Origin of the sequence: Bacillus sp. FJAT-29814 (assembly GCF_001510715.1) — a bacterium.
GTDB lineage: Bacteria > Bacillota > Bacilli > Bacillales > Cytobacillaceae > Neobacillus.
This window is the reverse complement of the sequence record NZ_LMTJ01000002.1, coordinates 99753-120723: the sequence shown is the minus strand read 5'-3', so window position 1 is coordinate 120723 and position 20971 is coordinate 99753. Positions and strand designations below refer to the sequence as shown.

26 protein-coding genes are annotated in these 20971 nt (G+C 40.9%); 15 read left to right on the top strand and 11 right to left on the bottom strand.

Going from position 1 to position 20971, the window contains the following annotated elements; genetic code table 11:
* Nucleotides 1-82 precede the first annotated feature (82 nt).
* Both AR334_RS04535 and AR334_RS04530 read left to right on the top strand, forming a co-directional pair.
* Nucleotides 83-289, top strand: a complete 207-nt coding sequence (locus AR334_RS04535) for a hypothetical protein (protein WP_253701182.1) — start codon at nucleotides 83-85, stop codon at nucleotides 287-289.
* 13 nt (nucleotides 290-302) lie between these two features.
* On the top strand, nucleotides 303-920 hold the full coding sequence (locus tag AR334_RS04530) for a hypothetical protein (protein WP_066305746.1): 618 nt from the start codon (nucleotides 303-305) through the stop codon (nucleotides 918-920).
* Between the two features lie 139 nt (nucleotides 921-1059).
* Here the strand turns inward: AR334_RS04530 and AR334_RS04525 are convergent, their stop codons facing one another.
* Nucleotides 1060-1401, bottom strand: a complete 342-nt coding sequence (locus AR334_RS04525) for a hypothetical protein (protein WP_066305743.1) — start codon at nucleotides 1399-1401, stop codon at nucleotides 1060-1062.
* Nucleotides 1379-1606 carry a DUF4177 domain-containing protein gene (locus AR334_RS04520; protein WP_066305735.1) on the bottom strand — a complete coding sequence of 76 codons (228 nt, stop codon included), beginning with the start codon at nucleotides 1604-1606 and terminating at the stop codon, nucleotides 1379-1381. The genes AR334_RS04525 and AR334_RS04520 overlap by 23 nt, the downstream gene beginning before the upstream one ends.
* Before the next feature lie 159 nt (nucleotides 1607-1765).
* Between AR334_RS04520 and AR334_RS04515 the strand changes: the two genes are divergently transcribed.
* Nucleotides 1766-2278 (top strand): hypothetical protein, encoded by a 513-nt coding sequence (locus AR334_RS04515; protein WP_066305731.1) that lies wholly within the window; start codon nucleotides 1766-1768, stop codon nucleotides 2276-2278.
* Nucleotides 2279-2392: 114 nt separating this feature from the next.
* Nucleotides 2393-2761, top strand: coding sequence for a PH domain-containing protein (locus AR334_RS04510; protein WP_066305727.1), 369 nt, complete (start codon nucleotides 2393-2395; stop codon nucleotides 2759-2761).
* Nucleotides 2762-2913: 152 nt separating this feature from the next.
* Here AR334_RS04510 and AR334_RS04505 read toward each other — a convergent pair whose 3' ends face one another.
* Together AR334_RS04505 and AR334_RS29375 are read right to left on the bottom strand one after the other, a co-directional pair.
* On the bottom strand, nucleotides 2914-3762 hold the full coding sequence (locus tag AR334_RS04505) for a hypothetical protein (protein WP_066305724.1): 849 nt from the start codon (nucleotides 3760-3762) through the stop codon (nucleotides 2914-2916).
* 89 nt (nucleotides 3763-3851) lie between these two features.
* Entirely contained in the window at nucleotides 3852-4010 is a 159-nt protein-coding gene (locus AR334_RS29375; RefSeq protein WP_156431176.1) for a hypothetical protein, read from the bottom strand.
* A 172-nt stretch (nucleotides 4011-4182) separates the two neighbouring features.
* Between AR334_RS29375 and AR334_RS04500 the strand changes: the two genes are divergently transcribed.
* Nucleotides 4183-4437, top strand: a complete 255-nt coding sequence (locus tag AR334_RS04500; protein WP_066305719.1) for a GlsB/YeaQ/YmgE family stress response membrane protein — start codon at nucleotides 4183-4185, stop codon at nucleotides 4435-4437.
* Nucleotides 4438-4622: 185 nt separating this feature from the next.
* Nucleotides 4623-5459, top strand: a complete 837-nt coding sequence (locus tag AR334_RS04495; RefSeq protein ID WP_172799155.1) for a DUF4405 domain-containing protein — start codon at nucleotides 4623-4625, stop codon at nucleotides 5457-5459.
* 69 nt (nucleotides 5460-5528) lie between these two features.
* Here AR334_RS04495 and AR334_RS04490 read toward each other — a convergent pair whose 3' ends face one another.
* Nucleotides 5529-5837, bottom strand: a complete 309-nt coding sequence (locus AR334_RS04490) for a helix-turn-helix domain-containing protein (RefSeq protein ID WP_066305713.1) — start codon at nucleotides 5835-5837, stop codon at nucleotides 5529-5531.
* Nucleotides 5838-6021: 184 nt separating this feature from the next.
* Between AR334_RS04490 and AR334_RS04485 the strand changes: the two genes are divergently transcribed.
* Complete coding sequence (locus AR334_RS04485) at nucleotides 6022-6621, top strand: NADPH-dependent FMN reductase (RefSeq protein ID WP_066305710.1); 600 nt, start codon at nucleotides 6022-6024, stop codon at nucleotides 6619-6621.
* Nucleotides 6622-6709: 88 nt separating this feature from the next.
* Here the strand turns inward: AR334_RS04485 and AR334_RS04480 are convergent, their stop codons facing one another.
* A complete protein-coding gene (locus AR334_RS04480) occupies nucleotides 6710-7489 on the bottom strand; it encodes a Cof-type HAD-IIB family hydrolase (protein ID WP_066305704.1) in 780 nt (259 codons plus the stop codon).
* A 199-nt stretch (nucleotides 7490-7688) separates the two neighbouring features.
* Here AR334_RS04480 and AR334_RS04475 point away from each other — a divergent pair, with 199 nt between their 5' ends.
* The 6 genes from AR334_RS04475 to AR334_RS04450 all read left to right on the top strand — a co-directional run bounded on the left by AR334_RS04475 (nucleotide 7689) and on the right by AR334_RS04450 (nucleotide 12328).
* A complete protein-coding gene (locus AR334_RS04475; RefSeq protein WP_066305699.1) occupies nucleotides 7689-8111 on the top strand; it encodes a MarR family winged helix-turn-helix transcriptional regulator in 423 nt (140 codons plus the stop codon).
* An 82-nt stretch (nucleotides 8112-8193) separates the two neighbouring features.
* The gene (locus AR334_RS04470; protein WP_066305692.1) at nucleotides 8194-9132 is read left to right on the top strand and encodes a ring-cleaving dioxygenase; all 939 of its coding nucleotides are present in this window, start codon (nucleotides 8194-8196) and stop codon (nucleotides 9130-9132) included.
* A gap of 15 nt (nucleotides 9133-9147) precedes the next feature.
* Nucleotides 9148-9756 (top strand): flavin reductase family protein, encoded by a 609-nt coding sequence (locus tag AR334_RS04465; protein WP_066305686.1) that lies wholly within the window; start codon nucleotides 9148-9150, stop codon nucleotides 9754-9756.
* A gap of 12 nt (nucleotides 9757-9768) precedes the next feature.
* Nucleotides 9769-10737, top strand: a complete 969-nt coding sequence (locus AR334_RS04460) for a ring-cleaving dioxygenase (RefSeq protein WP_066305680.1) — start codon at nucleotides 9769-9771, stop codon at nucleotides 10735-10737.
* A gap of 15 nt (nucleotides 10738-10752) precedes the next feature.
* Nucleotides 10753-11361: an alpha/beta hydrolase gene (locus AR334_RS04455; protein WP_066305668.1), complete on the top strand. Its 609-nt coding sequence runs from the start codon at nucleotides 10753-10755 to the stop codon at nucleotides 11359-11361.
* Nucleotides 11362-11491: 130 nt separating this feature from the next.
* The gene (locus AR334_RS04450) at nucleotides 11492-12328 is read left to right on the top strand and encodes a DMT family transporter (RefSeq protein ID WP_066305663.1); all 837 of its coding nucleotides are present in this window, start codon (nucleotides 11492-11494) and stop codon (nucleotides 12326-12328) included.
* Nucleotides 12329-12379: 51 nt separating this feature from the next.
* On the opposite strand, the gene AR334_RS30115 is transcribed toward AR334_RS04450, so the two are convergent.
* The 4 genes from AR334_RS30115 to AR334_RS04430 form a co-directional block, all read right to left on the bottom strand.
* A complete protein-coding gene (locus AR334_RS30115; RefSeq protein ID WP_216638007.1) occupies nucleotides 12380-13147 on the bottom strand; it encodes a hypothetical protein in 768 nt (255 codons plus the stop codon).
* 3 nt (nucleotides 13148-13150) lie between these two features.
* Nucleotides 13151-14020 carry an SDR family oxidoreductase gene (locus AR334_RS04440; RefSeq protein WP_066305658.1) on the bottom strand — a complete coding sequence of 290 codons (870 nt, stop codon included), beginning with the start codon at nucleotides 14018-14020 and terminating at the stop codon, nucleotides 13151-13153.
* On the bottom strand, nucleotides 14017-14718 hold the full coding sequence (locus AR334_RS04435) for a hemerythrin domain-containing protein (protein WP_066305650.1): 702 nt from the start codon (nucleotides 14716-14718) through the stop codon (nucleotides 14017-14019). The genes AR334_RS04440 and AR334_RS04435 overlap by 4 nt, the downstream gene beginning before the upstream one ends.
* A 191-nt stretch (nucleotides 14719-14909) precedes the next feature.
* Nucleotides 14910-17846, bottom strand: coding sequence for a LuxR C-terminal-related transcriptional regulator (locus tag AR334_RS04430; protein ID WP_066305641.1), 2937 nt, complete (start codon nucleotides 17844-17846; stop codon nucleotides 14910-14912).
* A gap of 155 nt (nucleotides 17847-18001) precedes the next feature.
* On the opposite strand from AR334_RS04430, the gene AR334_RS04425 reads away from it, so the two are divergent.
* Nucleotides 18002-19630, top strand: coding sequence for a PEP-utilizing enzyme (locus AR334_RS04425; protein ID WP_066305638.1), 1629 nt, complete (start codon nucleotides 18002-18004; stop codon nucleotides 19628-19630).
* 53 nt (nucleotides 19631-19683) lie between these two features.
* Nucleotides 19684-19875 carry a hypothetical protein gene (locus AR334_RS04420; protein ID WP_172799154.1) on the top strand — a complete coding sequence of 64 codons (192 nt, stop codon included), beginning with the start codon at nucleotides 19684-19686 and terminating at the stop codon, nucleotides 19873-19875.
* Here the strand turns inward: AR334_RS04420 and AR334_RS04415 are convergent.
* Nucleotides 19872-20858 (bottom strand): ABC transporter permease subunit, encoded by a 987-nt coding sequence (locus tag AR334_RS04415; protein WP_066305633.1) that lies wholly within the window; start codon nucleotides 20856-20858, stop codon nucleotides 19872-19874. The two genes, AR334_RS04420 and AR334_RS04415, sit on opposite strands and share 4 nt — an antisense overlap.
* Between the last annotated feature and the right edge of the window lie 113 nt (nucleotides 20859-20971).

Sequence of the window (20971 nt, the reverse complement as noted above, 5' to 3'; positions counted from 1 at the left end):
CAAAAAGAAAAAGAAAAAGAAAAAGAAAATAAAGAAGAGAAGTTGTTGTGATGGTTAGACCATGCTCGCTGTTTGGAGGAAAATGATGATGAGTAATGGAATGTCTCAAAAATTAAAAAAATGGAGAGCGACATATGCCGCGTCCATCACGGCATTGGCTTGTTTGTATAGTGTAGTGGTAAGTTGGGGAGATAATTGGTTTTTTACCGTGATTTTGGCATTAGGGGTTTTCATTTGTGGAACTGTAGGTTTTATTGATATAAAGCGAGCCTTAAACAAAAATATATAAGGAGGCGGAAAATATGAAACGAATGGGATTTGAACCACCAACAGAACATTATGATACTCGAATTGAGGACATTGATGAGCAAATATGTGAATTAATCAAGAAACGGAAGGACCTTACAAATAATAATCCTGGTTTTCCTACCGAACAACTTATAAACAAGTGGTCAAGTAAATATGATTTATATGAGCTCTTCTTAAATGGCGTTTTTGGCCATTTTTATAACGAGGAATTATTTAAACCTATTGTAGAGCCAGAAGGGTTTGTTAAAAATATTCCGATCTTAAAATCATTTGAAAAGGATGATTTGTTTTACACCGTAACATTTATCCGTCAATTCCAAAATGCCAGTGTGGTTCACCTTACGATTGATGTGGATGATTCCGATGAAAACCCGAGGGATTTTTTGGACCATAACTGGTTTAGCCTTTCCGTCGACGATGGAAAAGGGACCGATTACGACTGTCGAAATGAAGGTGGGGGCGGTTCAGGAGGACATACCTCATACACTTTTATTGTATCGCCGCCCTTACCAGACGACTTGTCTAAAACAAAATTAGTCTTTCAAGAAACTAAAACACCCTACAATACAAAGCTGACTGGTTTTGAATTCACCATAAAAATGGACAACTAATTTAAACAATGCTACTGGCGACACTCAAATATTGGGAGAGAAATAATAATTTTATTGTGGTTGAAAAAACAGTCAAAAACACGGTAAAACCACCCGAAGCCATCGAAAGCAGGGTGGTTTTCTTAAATTATCCATATGGCTATTTTTCACTTTCACTCAATTTATAAAATGTTGCTGGAAACATGAAACCACACATGGCGATACGTTTCTTATCGTTTTTCACTTCATAAATTTGCATACTGTCTTGAGTTTTTCCAATTTGTCTTCCAAGCTTAAAGCGGTCATAGTCATCAGGGTTCATAAACTGTTCTGGTTCGGAAATGTACGTTTGGCCATTATAACTTAATTTTTGCAGAGCATATTCAGTTCCATTGATGATTGTCGTATCAAAGTTTCTGTCATCTTCGTAAATAGGTAGATTATGGCTGCATCCGATTAATAACAATGCAGTAGTAATACTAAGTAATAGGTATTTTTTCATTGTTAGTCCTAATTTTTTTTCGTTTCATCACAGCAATGACTTCTCTCGAGGTGCCTTGGCCAAAACTGGTATCAAAGCAAGAAATCAATTCCCAGCCTTTGTTTCCGTACTCATTGAGTTCATTTTCGAATTCACTTTCATCCAGCTTTCCTCCGAAAAATCCGCCTGGTTTAAACTTGATAGATTTATATTCCCATCTGTCCATCTGCTTCACCCACTTATATGTATTACTCATATTTTACAATTTTTTTGAATTACATAAACGGTTTTAGAATTAATCTGTTGAAAAATGGTAAAACAGGGTGTATTCTATATACATAGAAATTCTATATACATATTAATTCTATATAAAGGGAGATCACGAATGAAAAGAATACCCCTTATTTTGATCGCATCTGGAATCGTTCTAATGGTTTTTATCATTTTTTTTGAAAATACTTTTCCCCGGGGCTTTCATCAACTGATAACGAGTTCAACCGATTTAAGTCATGAGAATATTGAAGGAATTTATGTGGGGGATAATATTAAAAGCAACAAAGTCACCAAAAAGTACGAGATACCTACGGAAAAAAGCCGAGATGTTGAAAAATATAATTACTATTTATTAAGGGATGGAGTAGAAATTGCTACTGATCAAGCAGGAAGGATCAGCCGATTCATCATTACCGATCAAGGGTTGCCAACAGCAAAAGGGATTCACATTGGCGATACTAAGGAAGATGTAATCAGAAAGTATGAAAAACACCATTATACACGCTCGGAGCAAGGGTTTGACATTGTTGGATATGTCGACAAAAAAAGAAAAATCTCTTTGGAGTTTTGGTTAGCGGATGGAAAGTTGGAGTTTTATAGATTTGATGAGAAGTCGATGAAATAGGGGATTGGCTCGGTTCCCTTGTAATTTTGCGTTTTCTTTCCATAGGTAAAAAAAGGTTTTAGCATATATTTACAGAACTTATGTAAATGATAAATTAAAATAGGAGGTTTTTTAATGGCTGCAACCCAGGATATTTTGCAATGGACTTTCATCTCTGAATGTCCGATACCAAATGATGTAAATGAACTATTAGTGAATGGGGAGGTGGCGGTTGCTGCTTATAAAACAATTCGTGACAGTGCGATTTTCACGAATAAGAGGTTAATCGTAAGAGACGCTCAAGGATTAACCGGAAAAAAGGTAGAAATCTATTCACTGCCATATTCATCGATTAATATGTGGTCAACAGAAAATGCGGGTAGTTTTTTTGACGTAAATGCAGAGGTTGAATTGTGGACCAGAGCGGGCCACATAAAAGTCAATCTAAAAAAAGGTGTCGACATACGTAAATTTGACAAACTCATTGCAAATGCAATCCTTTAGAGACGTTCTAATATCTCTGTCGCTTGGCTGGAAGTAGAAATTTATTGAAAACAAACCAATGTTGTATGATATTATGAGTTAAAAAATGAACCGTCTATTAAGAAAGCACTAAAAACCGCTTGGGTGCATCTCCAAGCGGTTTTTTTATAGGCTCATTCTGTTGCCGAATTATTCTTTTGCTTCTCGTAACTCTGGTTAAACTCTTTTTCGGTTACGGCATGAAACGTCAGTTTTTTGTCTGCCGTCCAAAATGACAAGTCGAATTCAGCTGCACCCTCATGAAAATGGCCTTCCAGCTTGGTTGTTTCTCCGTTTACTGTGGCGAAGAGCCTCAACATCTGTCCATCTGTTATACCCTTTAATGCATACCTGGTTTCTTTCCCATTACTATCCATCATGAGAAGGGAACCTGTCAATTCGCCTTCGATTAAGGCTTCGTCGATTTTGATGAACAATTTGAACAAATCGTTCTCGTCTACGTAAAGAAATCCGATTACACTACGTAGCTCGTCAAAAAATTGTCTTCGTTGCTTATTTTCCTTTTCTTCCGTGTTATAATCTTTTAGGGCCTTCACGTACCCACTGAGTTCTTCCTGATTAACGGGATTGTATAGTATGCTGTCTTGTTCTACTTGCATACGTACTGAGAGATGCGGACCAGAAAACCAAGCCTCATATGATTTTAGGTTCCCGTCTTTATTCACCACAAATGTATATCCTTTTTTGGTAGTCTCTCCGGTCACGGGATATATTTTCTCTTCCATAGACGGTGCTTTTCCGACTTTTTCTATTAATCTCAGTTGGTGAAGTTTTCCTTTAACTTTCCCACTTCTGCTAGTCAGTTCAAACCAATGAAGTATGCCGTTATCGCTGTATACAAACACGTCAGCTTTGTTCAACGGGTCCTTTAAGTCTTTCACCAAGGATGTTGCCCACCAATATACTATGCCGATCAGCAGCCCTATAACCGCCGCAACTCTCCAATATTTTAACTTCTTCATTTGGTTTCCTACCAACCTTTAAGCAATAGTTCTAGATTGTGATAGCCAAAGGGAGATTTAAAAAATACCCGCAAAGCCGCCTAGTTGCCTCAATGACTTTTTTCTAACAGTTGAATAATCTTTTTGTTTTGCTCAATTTGAATTTCGCTATTCTTTTTTATTTGATAAATCAATACTAATAGAAAAATTATAGCCACAGGTACTCCCGTTACAATAAATAATGAGAATAACCCCATTATACTAGACATAAAAAATTCCTCCTCTGTTTTTCATAATTTTACCACCAAATACTAGTGCAAAAATGAAATAATATGAACTTTCTTTAAATGAATAAGGAAATTACTTATATATAAACATACCTGATTGCTCTCGAACCAATTGGACAATTCTTGAATAAAATGACAAAAAGGGGTTGTTCAGATGACCATTACTTCTTTTCTCATGGCTGTCATTATAGCGTTCGTCATTGGGACTGTTGCGGAAAAGCTGTCACCTTTGAAAATGCCGGGCAGCTGGGCGGCGGCCATCTTTGCTGGATTTGTCGGGGCATGGCTTGGCGAGTATCTGTTTGGAACGTTCGGACCGGTGATAGGGGGAGTTTCGTTATTGCCGGCTTTGCTCGGTGCCATCGTAGTTGTCATTATTGGCGGAATTATTACAAGGCTTTTTGATTAAATTTTTATAAATAAAAAGTAACCGCCTACAATAAAGGGGGTTATTTTTTTATTTCAAAATTCGCCTCTTATAGGTTAAAGCAACATATTTTTTAAAAGTGCCCAAAGTATCTTAAGGATTTATTAAGATTCCCCAACTAATATAAAGGCAGTTAAGCTTGAACCATTAAGTTTGGAGGAATTGACGTGAAAAAGAATTATATAAAAATTGTTTTAGACTTGCTGATGGCTGTTACTTTTGTTTTGCTGATGAATCCGAGAGTCTTGGACGGATTGCCGTTCCATGAAATTGCCGGCACTGTAATCGGAGTTGCGATCCTTATTCACATCGGATTAAATTATCGCTGGGTTGTTAATACAACCAAAAAGATTCTTGATTCCAAACTTCCCAATAAGACGCGATTTGGTTATATGTTAAACGTATTGCTATTAATCGCGATGGCAGGTGTCATCATCACTGGGATTTTTATTTCGCGGGTTGTTTTTCCAGGTCTTGCTATCCAGGGGAGCCGCTGGTTGCGTGGACTCCATGGTTTATTCGCTGACGCTACGCTGGTCCTAGTCGGCCTTCATATTGCCTTGCATTGGCAATGGGTCATGACGATTTGCAAAAAAGCATTTAAAACGAAGGAAGGTAAGGTCAGAAAGGGTATCCTGGTTCCTGTCGTCCTATCACTCACCATTCTGGCAGGCGGAATTCAGTGGTTTGCTTCAACAGCCTCTGCCAATCGCGGGGATTTCATGCCAAAACAAATGGAGCAAAGGTGGGAGGCCCCAACTAATGGGACCTCAGTTTATCAGACGGATGTGAAACATGGACGGCCTGATGGAGAGTTTCATGGAGAAAAATTTCATAGGAGAGAGGGAATAGAGAGCCATAACGGCAGCAGCAACCCATTCCTTGTCATCCTTAACTATTTTGCCATCTGGGCTGTCATCATCGTTCCTGTTTATTATTTTGGAAAGCGCAAATTTAAGTCCAAGCGGAAGTTGATTGCAGGAGATACTCAATCTTTACAATGAAATGTTTGCCTGGTTAGTCTCATGATAAAAAAAGAAAGTAACCGCTTCTAATGGGGCGGTTACTTTCATTTATTCATTCAACCAAGTATGTGACCAAGTTTCTATACTTCTCATTAAAGGTTCTAAGGCCTTGCCTTTTTCTGTTAAAGAATATTCAATACGAACAGGAGTTTCTGGGAAAACTTCGCGCTTCACAATTCCTTCGTTCTCTAAATCCTTCAACCGTTCAGAAAGCACTCTTCCACTTATGCCAATGGAAGATTCAATATTGCAGAAACGCTGGGGACCAAGTAAAAGCTGATAAATGATCATGCCAGTCCATCTTTGGCTTAACATTCCCATGGCTTTTTCAAATCGGGGACAAATCGATTTATCCATTGAAATCAACTCCTTACTTACTATTATAATCATATTTCTTTAAAAATAAATTACTTTTTATATATTAATTACTTGACTATAATTATTTATGATAATATACTAACTTACATAAAGTAACCAACTGAATAATAGTTGGTGACAGAGCATTTTGCTCCAATGTAAATATGTTGAGGTGGTGTGCATCATGGGTTTACTAGATAGATTATTTGGAAAAGAACCAAAGGAGGATGTAACAATGGCAACTGAAAAGTTAAATATCGGGATTATTTTAGGAAGCACTCGTCAAGGACGTGTTAGCCCACAAGTTGCAGAATGGGTGAAAGGGATTGCCGATCAACGCGGCGATGCAAACTATGAGATCGTGGATATTGCAGATTTCAATCTTCCTTTCTTAGGCACAACAGATGGAACAGAGCCTGGAATCGCTGCATGGAACGAAAAATTGGCAAATCTCGATGGATTCGTATTCATTGTTCAAGAATACAACCACAGTATTTCTGGAGCATTGAAAAATGCACTTGATTTTGCCCGCGAAGCTTGGTACAACAAAGCTGCCGGCATTGTAAGCTATGGTTCAACTGGCGGAGCGCGTGCAGCTGAACATTTACGTGGAATCTGCGGCGAATTAAAAATTGCTGACGTTCGCACACATCCAACTTTAAGCCTGTTTACTGATTTTGAAAACATGTCTGTATTTACGCCTCAAGAATTGCATAATGCAAACGTCAATGCAATGCTTGATGAAGTGATTGCATGGAGCGGTGCTTTAAAAACAGTTAGATAATAATAAATAATAAATAATAAAAACGAGCGGCTGCATGTAGCAGTCGCTCATTTTTATTCAACGGACCCGCCAATCGGCGAGCATTCATTTATAATAGCCCCACCATTTGCAGGCCATGAAGAATCCCATCTTCATCAACAGACTTTGTAACATATTTGGCCACTCTTTTCACTTCTTCCTCGCCATTTCCCATTGCCACACTATTATGGATGGTTGACAGCATATCCAAATCGTTTAGACCGTCGCCAAAGGCAAATTGGCGTTCTGCAGGAAATCCGAGCTTTTCGACTAACTTGGCAATTCCCTTCGCCTTCGTGCCGCCCTTTGGAACAACATCCACTGAAACTGGGTGCCATCGTACAAAATCAAAGTCATCAAACGCCCGCTCATACTGTGTTTCTTCGCCTTCCGGACAGAAGAGGAGCGTTTGATACAATTCGCGTCCTTTGTAATAATTTGGGTCGTGGGTCGGAAATTGCTTAATTTTTAATGTCGCAATACTTTCATTTATGTACGCATGCTCCGGAATATTTGCCTTCATATCCTCATGGTCCATAAATACCACCGGATGATTATTTTTTAGGGCTGCTTCGGTTAGTTTTTCAAGAGAAGAGATGTTTAGTGGATTAGTATATAGCACCTCGCCGTTTAACACGACATACTGGCCGTTATAGCTGACAAAAGTATTGATTTCCAGTTCCTTTCGCAAATCCTCATACATAAATGGGGCTCGGCCTGTAGCGATTGCAACGATATGTCCCATTTCCTTCAATTTAAAAATGGATTCTTTAGTGGAGGTGGGCAATTTTTTATCATGGTCAAGCAAGGTTCCATCTATATCAAAAAAAATCACGCTTTGGTTTGTCATCTCCATACCTGCCTTTCAGATTTAATATTGGTGGTTACATCCCTGATATTGTTAGTATCTCCTTGCAACCTGTTATCTAAGTGTAAATTATGAAACGCCTTTCATGTCAAATTTTATTTGACAAAATAGAGGATTGGCTGTAATATTATCTCATATTCAAGATATTTAAATTCAAATGAATTGGTGGAGGTGAGATAAAATGAAAAATAAATGCACCAATTTGCCATTCCTTACATTAATGCAAACATCAAAAGCGATTCATGAGCGAATAAAGGAAGAGATTGCTAAAAACAATTTGAGTATTACAGACTTTTCCGTTTTAGAGGTACTTTATCATAAAGGGAAACAAACGATACAACAAATTGGAAACAGCATCTTGATTTCAAGCGGCTCGATGACGTATGTGATCGACAAGTTAGAACAAAAAGGCCTGTTATTGCGTAATGCTTGTCTTGAAGACCGACGAGTCATTCATATTACCTTGACGGACGCTGGTATCGAATTAATGAACAAATTGATGCCGAAACATCATGAGTTAGTGGATGAAATATTTAGTGCCCTAACCTCAGAAGATGCGGAGGCATTGGTACAGCTTTTGAAAAAAGTAAGGAAAAACGTCTAATTTTTTTTGAATGATATCTCGAATTCGAGATAAAATATTCTAGATAATTGGTAAAGAATAAGGTAAAAAAGGAGTGCGAATGATGAGTAAAAAAACAATGGGTATTCACCATATCACAGCAATCGTTGGTCATCCACAGGAGAATGTCGACTTTTACGCGGGAGTTCTGGGGTTGCGCTTAGTTAAACAAACGGTCAACTTTGATGATCCGGGTACTTATCATCTTTATTTCGGTAATGAAGGAGGAAAACCGGGAACAATCATTACCTTCTTCCCATGGCCAGGTGCTCAGCAAGGAATCATTGGAGACGGTCAAGTAGGAATCACATCTTATGTTGTTCCGAAAGGTGCTTTGGGCTTTTGGGAAAAAAGATTAGAAAAATTCAAAGTTCCTTTTACAAAAATAGAACGCTTTGGAGAAGATTATCTGGAATTTGATGATACACACGGCCTTCACTTGGAAATTGTTGAAAGAGAAGAAGGGGAAACCAATACCTGGACCTTTGGAGATGTAACCCCTGAGGTTGCCATCAAAGGTTTTGGTGGGGCAACGCTATTATCATCCCAGCCAGAAAAAACGGCGGAGTTGCTGGAAAAAGTAATGGGGCTTGAATTAGTAGGTAAAGAAGGAGATCTCGCTCGTTTCCGTTCTTCCGGAGACATCGGAAATGTGATCGATCTTAAACTTACGCCAACCGGACGCGGGGCAATGGGAGTAGGAACCGTCCATCACATTGCATGGCGGGCCATTGATGATCAAGACCAATTGGATTGGCAACAATATGTTGCCTCTAATGGTTACGGCGTCACGCCGGTTCGGGACAGAAACTATTTTAATGCTATATACTTTAGGGAGCATGGGGAAATTTTATTTGAGATCGCCACCGATCCTCCAGGGTTTGCTCATGATGAATCCCATGAAACGATGGGAGAAAAATTAATGCTTCCGGAACAGTACGAACAATATCGCGGTCAAATCGAACGAAGATTGCTGCCGTTTGACGTAAGAGAATTAGACTAAAGGGGGATGAATTCAATGCTATCCATTGACCCTGCCTCGTTATCGGAAAGAGAAAATTACAAATTTCTTATTGGGAGTATTATCCCAAGACCTATTGCTTTCGTGACAACCATGTCGGAAGCAGGCGTTTTGAACGGTGCACCATTTAGTTATTTTAATATCGTTTCATCAAATCCCCCGATGATTTCATTATCAGTCCAACGATCAGGCGGCAAACAAAAGGATACAGCAAGAAACATCATAGAGTCCAAGGAATTTGTTATCCACATCGTAGATGAGCAGAATGTTGAAAAAATAAATAAAACGGCTGCCAGTCTTCCTGCGGACCAAAGTGAAATAGAATGGGCCAACTTAACTCCTGTTGAGAGCGTGAAGGTTGCTGTTCCGGGGATAATGGAAGCGAAAATTCGTATGGAGTGTGTATTGGAGCACTCCTTGGAATTGGGGGGGCTAGAGTCTCCTGGGTGTGATCTATTAATAGGGAAAGTGATCCAATTTCATATTGAAAAGGACATGTATGAAAAGGGGAGAATTGACCCAAGGGGATTGGCCGCGGTAAGCCGATTGGCCGGAAATTATTACGCCAAAATTGGAGAGATGTTTGAAATCGAACGACCTAAATAGGGGTGAATAGAAATGGAACTGTTGGGCTTGCATCATGTGTCGATCTTAACAGGTAAAGCGGAACGAAACTATCAATTCTTTACGAAAATTCTCGGCATGCGCTTGGTGAAAAAAACGGTTAATCAAGATAACACAGAATCTTACCATCTTTTCTATGCAGACGCGGAAGGGACACCAGGGACAGAGGTAACATTTTTTGATATCCCGGGACTTGGGCATTCCTACAGAGGAACTTCGGATATTTCTACTGTCTCCTTGCGTGTGAAGAGTACAGACTCTTTGAATTTTTGGAAAGATCGTTTTGAACAATTTGGAATTCAGCATGGGGAAATAGAGAAGCGGGCAAACCGTGATTCCTTGGCGTTCCAAGATTTCGATGGGACTCGTTTGATTCTTGTTGCTGATAATGGAGAACATGGTGTAAGAGGCGGGATTCCTTGGCAGTGGGAAGATATTCCTTCCGAGCATGCCATCATTGGTTTGGGACCCGTCACACTTACAGTTGGAATTGCGGAACCGACAGTTGGCGTACTGACTGAAGTCATGGGATTTCGCTATGTTGGCTCATATCCATCACTTGAAGGGGATTTTCCCGATATCGCGGTTTATGCAACGGGTGAAGGAGGAAGTGGAGCGGAAGTTCATATTGAAACAAGACCGGACTTGCCAAGAGCGCGATTAGGACGCGGTGGGGTACACCATGTTGCTTTCCGTGTCCCGAATGAAGAAGAATATAATCAATGGGCTGAAGTATTAAAGGACAATCATTTGCCAAATTCAGGCAAGGTGGAACGTTATTATTTTAAGGCTTTATATTTCAGAGAGCCAAATGGGATTTTGTTTGAATTATCAACAGATACGCCAGGTTTTGCAACAGATGAACCGATGGAAACGATGGGGCAGAAATTGGCTTTACCGGATTTCCTGGAGCCACGTAGAAAAGAGATTGAGGAAAAATTACGCCCATTAGACTTAAAATAAGGAAGGTGCTCGTTAATGAAACACATTTTTAATAAGGGAAAAGACGCTACTCGGCCAACTTTACTGCTGCTTCATGGTACTGGTGGCAATGAGCTGGACTTGTTGCCTCTTGCAGGAAGAATTGACGATGAAGCGAATGTATTAAGCGTGCGCGGGAATGTATTGGAAAATGGCATGCCGCGGTTCTTTCGTAGATTGGCTGAAGGAGTCTTTGATGAAGAGGATCTTATTTTTCGCACGAAAGAATTAAATGATTTTCTTAATGAAGCAGCCGAGAAGTACGGTTTTGACCGGGACAATATTATTGCCATTGGTTACTCAAATGGGGCGAATATCGCTGCAAGTTTATTGTTCCATTATCAAAATGCGTTAAAAGGTGCGATACTCCATCATCCAATGGTACCGAGGAGGGGCGTGGAGCTGCCTGATTTGTCAGGTAAATCAGTGTTCATTGCTGCCGGGACAAATGATCCGATCTGCTCGCCAGCAGAATCGACTGAGTTACAGTCGTTGTTGGAAAATGCCAATGCAAAGGTAGAGCTGCATTGGGAGAATCGTGGGCATCAATTGACATTGGATGAAGTAGAGGCTGCCGCAGTATGGTATAAGAGGCTAAGTAATTGAGCTAACCGGATATCATCCGGTTAGTTTTTTTGTACCGACATTTTATTCGCAACTCGAAAAAATATATTGCCAATACTTTCTAAATGGTACTAAAATGAGATAGTAAAATGATAGGGGAGAAGGTTTCAGCATGTGGATTGCGGCAGCATTGGTCACAACCTTGAGCTTCGGGACGAATAATACCATTTTTAAATGGAGTACAAGCCGTGGCTTGTCAAAGGTACATTTACAGTTTTTCTTTTATTTTGTGGCATTTATCCTGACGCTCGGATATGGGATTTCAGTAGGGGAAATGCAATTCAACATCTATGCCCTCATTCTAGGAGGTTTGATTGGAATCTTAAATGCCAATGGCAATATTCAGATGTCTCGGGCATTTGAAAACGGGCCGGCGAGTTTAACTTCACCGTTAATCGGTGCAAATACCATACTGCCGATTCTCGGGGCGGCGCTTATATTTCATGAACGAATAGACTTTATTCATTGGATTGGGATTGTGGTGATCCTTGGCTCTGCCATCATGATTCAATATTCGCCGGGAGCAAACCGTGGATCCAATTACGGACGTTGGATGTACCGGGTGCTTTTGGCCATCGTGTCCTTTGGTATCCTCGGTATTTTAATGAAAACAACCTCTTATTTACATATTAGTTCGCTTAGTACATTAATTTCTATGTACGGAGTGGGAAGCGTCTATCTCGGAATGATCAGTTTGCGGGAAAAGGAAAGTTGGCAACGGTCGGAAATCAATATCGGTTCACTAGTCGGTTTGGTCAGCGTTATTGGTTACAGCAGCTATTTCTACGCACTGCAGAAGGGGATTGCCAGCATCATCTTCCCAATCGTCAGCTTGAATTGCCTAGTTGTCATTCTGGCCGGGTGTTGGATTTTTAAGGAAAAATTAAAACGATATCAGCTTGTAGGAATCCTCTCAGCGATTCTTGGGATTATTTTTACAAAAATATGATTAAAACGATGAAAGGCTGTCTCTATTGAAGAGGCAGCCTTTCTCTTAAAATCATTCAATTTCCTGTTGTTCTTCATCACTAATAAAGTAATTGTGAATGTCGTAATGAGGGACTTCAAAGCCCGAGTGTCCGTGTGCTTGGTACTCCACATCCACTTGAACCACCTGTGGCATAGGTACTCCTTTCATTCCTGCCAGGTTCACATGATTTTTTCCCTGGATGAAATCTTCCTGGGCAATCATGTATTCCAAGAATACTAGTTTACCATCATATACCCCGTAAATTGGTCCGATTGGAAGGTCTCCCGCTCCCGGATTGGCCCAGTGTTCGCCCATTTTAGGGACAACATGAGGATCCAATTGAATTGTCCCCTCCGGAAGGACTAGAACATAGCATTCGTTATTTGCTGCGTCCCAAGTGATCTTTTGCGCACCAACTGCTGTTGCCAAATCAGTGATATTTGCAGTTGGTTCCCCGGATTTGATTCGAATACTGTTAATAATTTTGCCATTAAAGGTCACTTGCTTTTCTTGCATTGAGAAATCATAGCTTTTATCCAACAATGAGGCGAATTCTTCTACCGACACATATAGGACCTCATCCTTGAAATGATTCAACTCTGACTTTATCACGATCCCGTTCACGAGAACCGTCGGGATGCTTCCCGGATTTGCAGTCTCTTGTGCCCCTGAACTCTTCTGATGCTGACTGGATAAAGTCTGCTGCTTTTGCTGTGCAAGGTCTCCCGAGTGGGCAAAGACCACACTGGTTGTTGTTGCGATAATTGCACATAATAACACCGCCCATATTTTTTTCATTGTTTAAACTCTCCTTATCGTTTCATTTTTCCAGTGATTCACGTTTTTCGCCGCGAAATCCTCAAATGAACTGGGCTCACGCATTAGCAATTGCTTCTGAAGTTTGAAGTCTTCTTCAGAGCCTAGGCAGCCAAATTTTTGAAAGCAGGCATACATCACTTTGTAATCTTGAGCAAGCCACTCTGGCATCGACGTAATTGCTTGTTGATACCATTCATCGAGGTTATCTCCAATATACCGGACGGTTGTGCCTGTAAGTCGACTATACGTTTCAGCGATTGCTTCTCCAGTTAATGCTTCAGGTCCGTTAAGTGGATATTCCCTTCCTTCATAGCCGCTGAGCAAGAGTGCATTTGCCGCTGCATAGGCAATATCGCCGACATCGACGCGGTGCAATCCGACCGAACCCAGCGGTTGAGGATAGACCCCGTATTGAAGAATCGCCTCACGAAACCAGTAATCATTCTGGAAAAAGTTGTTCGGCCGTAAAATGGTATACTCCATACCTGATTGCTTTATCGTATCTTCAATCCCAATCTTGCTTTTTATATGAGGAATGTGGAGCATCTCCTTTGCCATTGGTGTCGACAAGAAGACTATTTTGGGAACACCTGCTTTTTTGGCGGACTCAACAGCTGCAATTCCTTGGCTCGTTTCTGTTAATGACATGCTGGTTAACAGAAATACCGCATCTACACCGATGCAAGCTGATTCGAAGCTACCGGGAGCCTCTAAATCTCCTTGAAACCATTCCACGTTCTGATTGCTGCCTGGATTTCTGGTAAGAACGCGGACGGATGCCTTACGGAGTAAAAGCTCTGAAACAAGACGGCTGCCTACCGTTCCTGTACCTCCGATGACAAGAATTTTCATACCTGATTCTGAACCCCTTCCGTTTTGATTTTTGTAAGTGCCGATTGCAGCTGACCCCAGCTTTTTTGGTCCAAGCGGGTTTCGGCGATGCCCAACATTCCGTTCAATGCTTCTTTCGGTGCAAATTTTTTCATTTCGCTAAACATTTCAACTCGTTCTGTGTGGCTGATCGCTGGTATCATATAATGCATAAAAATGGCCATCGCGTGTGGCGGAATCGAGGATCTGATATTTTTTGAAATCACTCTTAATTCGTCATCATTCAGATTATCCCATAATGCCTTCATCCCAGGGCCCTCTTCACGCTGAAGATGGATTAAGTAATCAGCTGTGAAGCGGTTTAACTCTTTGCCCACTTGGTACCAAAGTTTCGGAAACTCCACTGGATTCGCCCGATTCGCTTCCAACTGATTCACTAATTCAGCCAGTTGCTCGAGCTTGTGTTCCAATCCTTCGTGCTCTTGCTCCAACTCTTGTAATGTTTCAGGAGCAAATTTTTCATACGATTCATTGATATTGTCATCCTCATCTCTCGAATGGGATTCGAGAATGATCACAACACTTCTAAATTCCTCGATAAATGCTTGCACCTTGTCGTAGTCAGAACTGTCAACTGACCCTGTTTGATAGGATAAACCGCTTAATGCCAAGCGAATCCCCTTATGGACTGGACCATACAAATCAAATCGATGATACATGCTCAACTCTCCTTTGGTTTTTGGTTTTTATGAACCCGTTGTTCACATTACCAATTTATCATCGCTGTAAGATGGGGCATATCGAGTAAATAACGTATTTTGAGAAATGCAGATTACGTATTTTTACAAAAAAACACATACGTAAAAAGCCGCTATACCCGATAAAATGAGGCAATGGCGGCTTTCTAAGTTTATTGGTTTTCAATTGAAATCAGATATTTTACAAGTGAGGCTCTGGAGTTGATGCCAAGTTTCCTGTAGATTTTTTCGAGATGCGTACTTACGGTGCGCGGGCTGATGATTAGGTTATCCGCGATTTCTATGTTTGTTAGACCTTCAGCAACCAACCGGGCAACTTCCATTTCTCGTTTACTTAAAATGGTTTCTTTTTGTTTTGTGGTGTGTTTAGGAAAACTCACCCCAAGTTTTTTCATCTTTGCTTGGGCCAACTGCAAATCCTGGTCCGCATCCAGCTGTTCAAACATTTCCATACATTGAAGCAAAGATTTTTTTGCTTCTCCCGGGTTTTTGTCCAGATGAATGTCAGCATAAATTAACAATGAGCGGGCCTGTTCCAATGGCATTCTTAACTCGTTAAAATGATCAATGGCTTCGTTAATGTGGTGTAGAGCAGATGCATTATTTCCTAGTGAAAAATCAATTTTACTTTCCAGGCGTTTTCCCAGCGCCCAAGCGTAACTATTTTCTTCGATGTGTCCTGAAAGAAGCTCCGTCACTGTTTTCTGGGCCCCTGTTGGATCGCCTGCGACTAATTGAATTTCCCCCCATAGGGCAAGATTTAAAAAAGGATTCGCGACGTAATATGGCCGAGTTCGATTCATGGAGTTGTAGTAATCCTTAGCTTTTTCTGTCCCCAAGGCAATCATCATTTCAATGGGAGACATCATATCGATTATGTGTCCATCTTTCGTTAGGAAGGCTGGGATGAGACGTTTCATATCGTCTAAGCATACTTGCGCATCTTTGTGTCGTCCCATCCAGGCATAAACCGTTCCTTTTATAATCTGGGCATAGGTTAATGGCCTGCCGACGTCCATTTTTCTAGCTTTTGAAAAACATAAATCAATGATTGGTAAAGCAAGTTTCCATTGACCGCTTAAGAGATGGGTTTGCACCTGCATCCAGTAACTGCGAATCTCATATTCCAAAATACGCATTCGGAGGGCGACCTCTAAAGCCTTCCCCGAATATTTTCTGCTAAGTTCATATTTTCCGCAGAATACAAAATTAACGGAGCTAACGAAATAGCCTCGGAAAAGAGTCTCATCATCTGCCTCCATTTTACTAAGCTCTTCAACTAAGATCCTAACCTTACTGGGACTATAATTTTCCATCGTGACGTGGCTTGTCCAATAATCGATTTCCGCTACTTTCGCTCGTGCTGCAGCCTGAGGCGTTCTCATTAACTTTTGGACCTGTTGAATTTCTTCATATACTCGGCGATATTCTTCCGGTCGTTTCATCCTGCTCAAGAAAACAAGACTTGTATGCAAAAGTTGGTAATGTACGTCATGGGAATCATGTTGGTTTCGGGCTATTGCCAAACCATCCTCAAGGTATTGCAAACTTTGTTCGATTTCACCTGATTCCCAAAAAATATTCGCTAATAACCCATGTAAACGTGCGATTTCGATTTGATTGTTGGATGGAACATAGGTCCGAATCGCTTCTAGGCAATACCGCTGGGCTTCAGTACGTTCTCCCAGCAGTTTGTGAGTTTCCCCCAAGCGTTGTAAGAGCCAGGGAATGCGGCCTTTTTCATCAGCCATCTTGCCTGTTTGTATTAGCTGCAAGACGGATTTATAATACTTAGCTGCCGATACGTATGCATGCAGACTTAGGGCCCGTTCCGCTTCTTTAAGGAAAACGCTGAGCGTTCTCACAGGGTCCGTTTCAGGTCCGGCGCCCTCATATAAATGAGCCAAATACTCGACATTATCATAGCCGCTATCTTCAAGGACATCGATGAAATACTGATAGGCGCGTCTGCGTGCCATAATGGGAAGCTCCTCGTAGATGACTTCCTTCACTAAGGTATGGTAGATGCCGTAATGGACCTCCATCTCCTGGATCTCTTCAAAAATTAGTCCTGAGGATTGAAGCCGTTGGATTGCGGACAAAAAGTCGTCTTCATTCATTTGTGTGAGACGATGCAGGATCGAGTGGGATACAGTTCCTTTTGATATCGCCGCATATAGGAGGACTTTTTGTTCCAAGGAATCAATTCGTTGGATTCGCTCTTTTATCAGCTCTTTAATTCGATAAGGAATGGTTTCAATTGAACGGCCTGAAAGGACCCAAACCCCATCCTGCTTTGTTAATGCATTTGTTTCAAGTAAAGAATGCACCAGTTCATCGATAAACAGAGGCACTCCCTCGGAATGTTTCATGATAAAAGGAATAAAGCCATCTGGTAAGGCTGTACCCAGCCGGTCTGACAGCAGTTGGGTCACGCCTATAACACTCAGGCGATTGAGGTGGAATTCCATGAAGTAATCCTCTTTTCGTAACGACTGAACAAGGCCGTTCACATTTGGATTATTCGCTAGCCCAAGCGTATCAATCGTTAAAACCAATATCAGAGGAGAGATGTTTGTGCCGCGGCTTAAGTAATGGAGAAATTCTAAGGAAGCCGGATCGGTATAATGTATATCCTCTTGTACAATGATAAGTGGCCGCCCTTCAGCCATCCGTTCCACCAGACAAACCAATGACTCAAATAAACGAGTTTTTTCTAAGGCCTGATCGGCCACTTTTGGGGGTTCAGGGAAAGACAATCGGCGAAACAGTTTGCCCAAGTCTGGCAAATCCCTTGTCCAATTAGTAATTTTTTCAGGACTAATCCCCCGGAAACCCTGATTGAACATTTCGATAATAGGCGTATAGGCCGTGTCTCCGCCGACAGAATAGGAGCGTCCCAGCAAGATTTTACATTGGTGCCCACTGGCAATATTCATGATTTCCTTTGCCACCCGGGTTTTGCCGATTCCAGGTTCGCCCATAATCGCAATAACCGTGCCATTTCCTTCCAAAAGGTTTGATAGGATGGCTGGAATTTGGTTTAAATATTTCTCCCTTTCAACTATTTGAGATTTCTTTAATGTCATCTTTGGAGAACAGTCCTTCCTAAAATTCATTGTTTAGTATATTCTCCGTTATGTGATATTTTCCCTCTGTTGGGAAAATACGTTATTTACCGGATAGATGAGCGGGATGATTTCAAGTAATATAGATTTATTAAATTATAAGGAGTGCTCAATTTATGTCCAAGGCAATTCCTTTCTCTGATTGGAAACAAAACTTGTTCCTAAGTGAAAACGACAAACAGCAGGAATTTTGGATGCTTGATGATACCCACTTCTCCGGGCCGCTAACGCCTTTATATGCGTCTTTTCTTTTACCCGCCGTTTCTATAGGAACCAAACGAGCATTTGAAAATATGAAAATGCCTATCTCTCAATTCCTTGTCAAGTTAGATCATGGCTATTATTATCAGGCGATGCCTCCACATCCGGAACCATTTGAAGAAAGAATCATCAAGCATCAGAACAAAATGGAGGAATATTTTCCTCGGGTCAAGTCATATTTGGAGAGCAAAGTGAACGAGTTTTATATGCCGTTCTATCGATTATTATCTGAACGTTCTATCGGAGAATTATCGTTGAATCAGGCCTTGGAAAATGTGAAAGAATTGCAAGACTTCTATTTAAAGGCTTGGGAGTGCCACTTTGAAATCACGATCCCAAGAACGGCTTTGGCCGTAGTCTTGGAGGAAGCATATGGACAGGTGACAGGAAAGGGGGATACCAAGGAGGTCTACGATTTGCTCCAGGGAGTAATGAATATGTCTCTGGAAACAGACCGCGGGTTATGGCTATTGGCCAATCAGGTAAAAGCTTCTGAATTTCTCAGCTCTTCACTTACGAATTCTTTGGACTCTTTCAAAACACTGGAACAAACAGGAGAGGGAAGGGAGTTTCTAGAGGAACTGATGGATTTCTTAAGTATATATGGTCATCGTAAGTCGGCCACCCATGAATTCGCAGAAGAAACCTGGTTTGAAAATCCTGCTTATGCTTTATCCATCATTAAGAAATACGTTTTAAAAGATTACCATTTTGACTTGGAATTCCAGCAGCTGGTTGCTGAACGCCAGGAAAAGGTCGGGGCACTATTTAAACTTCTGCCTGATAGTGAACTGACCGACCGTTTTAAAACATTGTATAACTGGGCTTTATCCTGTTGGGGTGTAGATGAAGATCATCATTTTTATATCGATGCGATGATTGCTGCAAAATCCCGCTACTTCCTTAAAAATGTAGGCCGTACCTTAGTAAGGTATCGGGTCATAACAGCCGAAGAAGATATTTTTTACCTTTTTTTAGACGATTTGTTGGAGGTTTTACAGGAACCTAAGGCTCTTCATGAGTTAGTCGGGCAGAATAAAAATAGAATGAAAGAATATAAGAAGAGAAAGCCGGAGCCATTCTTCGGCACCCAGTCCAACCTGCCAGCGGATCCGGTGATTGAACGAATATTTGGATTGCTACCTAACGTTCCCGGGGAAAAGGCGAAATCATTCAAAGGAAATGCTGCTTCTGCGGGTATTTATTCGGGAAAGGTGAAGGTCATTACCGGGCAAGAGGATTTTTCAAAGCTAAATAAAGGAGATATTCTCGTGTGCAAAACAACTGCACCCTCATGGACAGTTCTATTTCCGATAGCCGGTGCCCTCATTACCGATGCCGGCGGAATCCTGGCGCATGCCAGTATCATCGCTAGGGAATACAGGCTGCCTGCTGTTGTTGGAACAAAGGTGGCAACTACACTGTTGAAGGATGGGGATTTGGTGACGGTAGATGGGAAGGATGGCATTGTTTATTTAGAATGACAGTTGGAAAGGGAACACCGATTTACATCAAAAAAACTTCGAGGAGCCTACCCTTGAAGTTTTTCTTCTTATTTTTTTATAAAACGCTAGTCGCTTTTACAATTTTTTGCTTTGGTTTTGCCATTGTATATATTATCTCCATGAACGTTCCTAATCCAAGTAAAAATACAGCAGCTAAGGATAAACAAATTATAAACAAAACCCAGCCTAATATTGCAGCTGGGTTTTTACGTGTTTTCTTTTAGCTTGCAGGAATCTTTATTTTTACAGATTCATCGTGCTTTGCGGCCTTCATCGACCGAAGCCGCAGTCTGTCTTCGCTTTGAAAATACGATTTTACAGATTCATTGATCAATGCGACGCTAATAGAGGTTGCGATAAAGAAGCCGATTGGAACCAAGACAATCCATGGGTATGAATAAAGGTAGCTGATATCTCCGCCTATGACCCCCGACCATTCATAGGAAACGGAACGCGGAGGTGTCCCATCATCGCTAGGGGGGATGGTACCGCCGAAGAAAAGACTCATAAATCCCAGATGGGCGAGAAGCGTTAAAGACTGGATAAACTGCTGCCCAAATAATAAGATCCATTTTTCATAGACATGTGGAACGATGTGTCTAAAAAAGATTCGGGCTTTACCGGCACCAAGGGTTTTAGCTACCTCAATAAAAGATTCCCTTTCTACAATTTTCATTTCATTAGCAAGATGGATCGTTAAATTTGGCACTGCAAGTAATACGAGTACAATCGTTTCAAAAGTCGCTCGTTCCCAAAAGGATGTATGAAACCCATCACCCGGTCTCCATAAAACACTAAACAAGATAAAATAGGCAATAATCGTTTGCGGAACGACGGAAAAGGGCTCGAAAATACTTTTCATACTATTGAAAATTGCCGGTTTTAATGAAAAAGCAAACGAACTAATGATAATCGACAAAATCATCCGTAATAAAGCGACAATGAGGACAATCCCGATTGTCCATTTCGCTCCTTCAACTAATAAATGGACTAAATCATACCCATACCGATCAGAACCAAGGATGTACTCCGTAAAGGGTCGATACGGCGGTTTATCTAGGATTCTACCTTGGTCATCTGTTTGTACCATGGTTTGCCGGATTTTCCCATCGTTTAAAACTGTATTTAACATACTGGCAATGACCAGTGTGGATAAAAACAAAAAGCTGATGAGGAACCGTTTCCTCTTAAATAAATAAATTAGCATTCGATTCATTTTCCTTTCTGGGGAGAATCCATTCTTAGACCTAAAAATTAGACGGACGGATGGCTAAAATGGTTGCAAATTTTTTACAATTTTTTTATTTTGTTATTTGCTAT

Excerpts from the sequence above, each read along its gene's own strand:
- AR334_RS04535 (WP_253701182.1), top strand. The coding sequence starts at position 83 with ATGATGATGAGTAATGGAATGTCTCAAAAATTAAAAAAATGGAGAGCG.
- AR334_RS04530 (WP_066305746.1), top strand. The coding sequence starts at position 303 with ATGAAACGAATGGGATTTGAACCACCAACAGAACATTATGATACTCGA.
- AR334_RS04525 (WP_066305743.1), bottom strand. The coding sequence starts at position 1,401 with ATGAAAAAATACCTATTACTTAGTATTACTACTGCATTGTTATTAATC.
- AR334_RS04520 (WP_066305735.1), bottom strand. The coding sequence starts at position 1,606 with ATGGACAGATGGGAATATAAATCTATCAAGTTTAAACCAGGCGGATTT.
- AR334_RS04515 (WP_066305731.1), top strand. The coding sequence starts at position 1,766 with ATGAAAAGAATACCCCTTATTTTGATCGCATCTGGAATCGTTCTAATG.
- AR334_RS04510 (WP_066305727.1), top strand. The coding sequence starts at position 2,393 with ATGGCTGCAACCCAGGATATTTTGCAATGGACTTTCATCTCTGAATGT.
- AR334_RS04505 (WP_066305724.1), bottom strand. The coding sequence starts at position 3,762 with ATGAAGAAGTTAAAATATTGGAGAGTTGCGGCGGTTATAGGGCTGCTG.
- AR334_RS29375 (WP_156431176.1), bottom strand. The coding sequence starts at position 4,010 with ATGTCTAGTATAATGGGGTTATTCTCATTATTTATTGTAACGGGAGTA.
- AR334_RS04500 (WP_066305719.1), top strand. The coding sequence starts at position 4,183 with ATGACCATTACTTCTTTTCTCATGGCTGTCATTATAGCGTTCGTCATT.
- AR334_RS04490 (WP_066305713.1), bottom strand. The coding sequence starts at position 5,837 with ATGGATAAATCGATTTGTCCCCGATTTGAAAAAGCCATGGGAATGTTA.
- AR334_RS04485 (WP_066305710.1), top strand. The coding sequence starts at position 6,022 with ATGGGTTTACTAGATAGATTATTTGGAAAAGAACCAAAGGAGGATGTA.
- AR334_RS04480 (WP_066305704.1), bottom strand. The coding sequence starts at position 7,489 with ATGACAAACCAAAGCGTGATTTTTTTTGATATAGATGGAACCTTGCTT.
- AR334_RS04475 (WP_066305699.1), top strand. The coding sequence starts at position 7,689 with ATGAAAAATAAATGCACCAATTTGCCATTCCTTACATTAATGCAAACA.
- AR334_RS04470 (WP_066305692.1), top strand. The coding sequence starts at position 8,194 with ATGAGTAAAAAAACAATGGGTATTCACCATATCACAGCAATCGTTGGT.
- AR334_RS04465 (WP_066305686.1), top strand. The coding sequence starts at position 9,148 with ATGCTATCCATTGACCCTGCCTCGTTATCGGAAAGAGAAAATTACAAA.
- AR334_RS04460 (WP_066305680.1), top strand. The coding sequence starts at position 9,769 with ATGGAACTGTTGGGCTTGCATCATGTGTCGATCTTAACAGGTAAAGCG.
- AR334_RS04455 (WP_066305668.1), top strand. The coding sequence starts at position 10,753 with ATGAAACACATTTTTAATAAGGGAAAAGACGCTACTCGGCCAACTTTA.
- AR334_RS04450 (WP_066305663.1), top strand. The coding sequence starts at position 11,492 with ATGTGGATTGCGGCAGCATTGGTCACAACCTTGAGCTTCGGGACGAAT.
- AR334_RS30115 (WP_216638007.1), bottom strand. The coding sequence starts at position 13,147 with ATGAAAAAAATATGGGCGGTGTTATTATGTGCAATTATCGCAACAACA.
- AR334_RS04440 (WP_066305658.1), bottom strand. The coding sequence starts at position 14,020 with ATGAAAATTCTTGTCATCGGAGGTACAGGAACGGTAGGCAGCCGTCTT.
- AR334_RS04435 (WP_066305650.1), bottom strand. The coding sequence starts at position 14,718 with ATGTATCATCGATTTGATTTGTATGGTCCAGTCCATAAGGGGATTCGC.
- AR334_RS04430 (WP_066305641.1), bottom strand. The coding sequence starts at position 17,846 with ATGACATTAAAGAAATCTCAAATAGTTGAAAGGGAGAAATATTTAAAC.
- AR334_RS04425 (WP_066305638.1), top strand. The coding sequence starts at position 18,002 with ATGTCCAAGGCAATTCCTTTCTCTGATTGGAAACAAAACTTGTTCCTA.
- AR334_RS04415 (WP_066305633.1), bottom strand. The coding sequence starts at position 20,858 with ATGCTAATTTATTTATTTAAGAGGAAACGGTTCCTCATCAGCTTTTTG.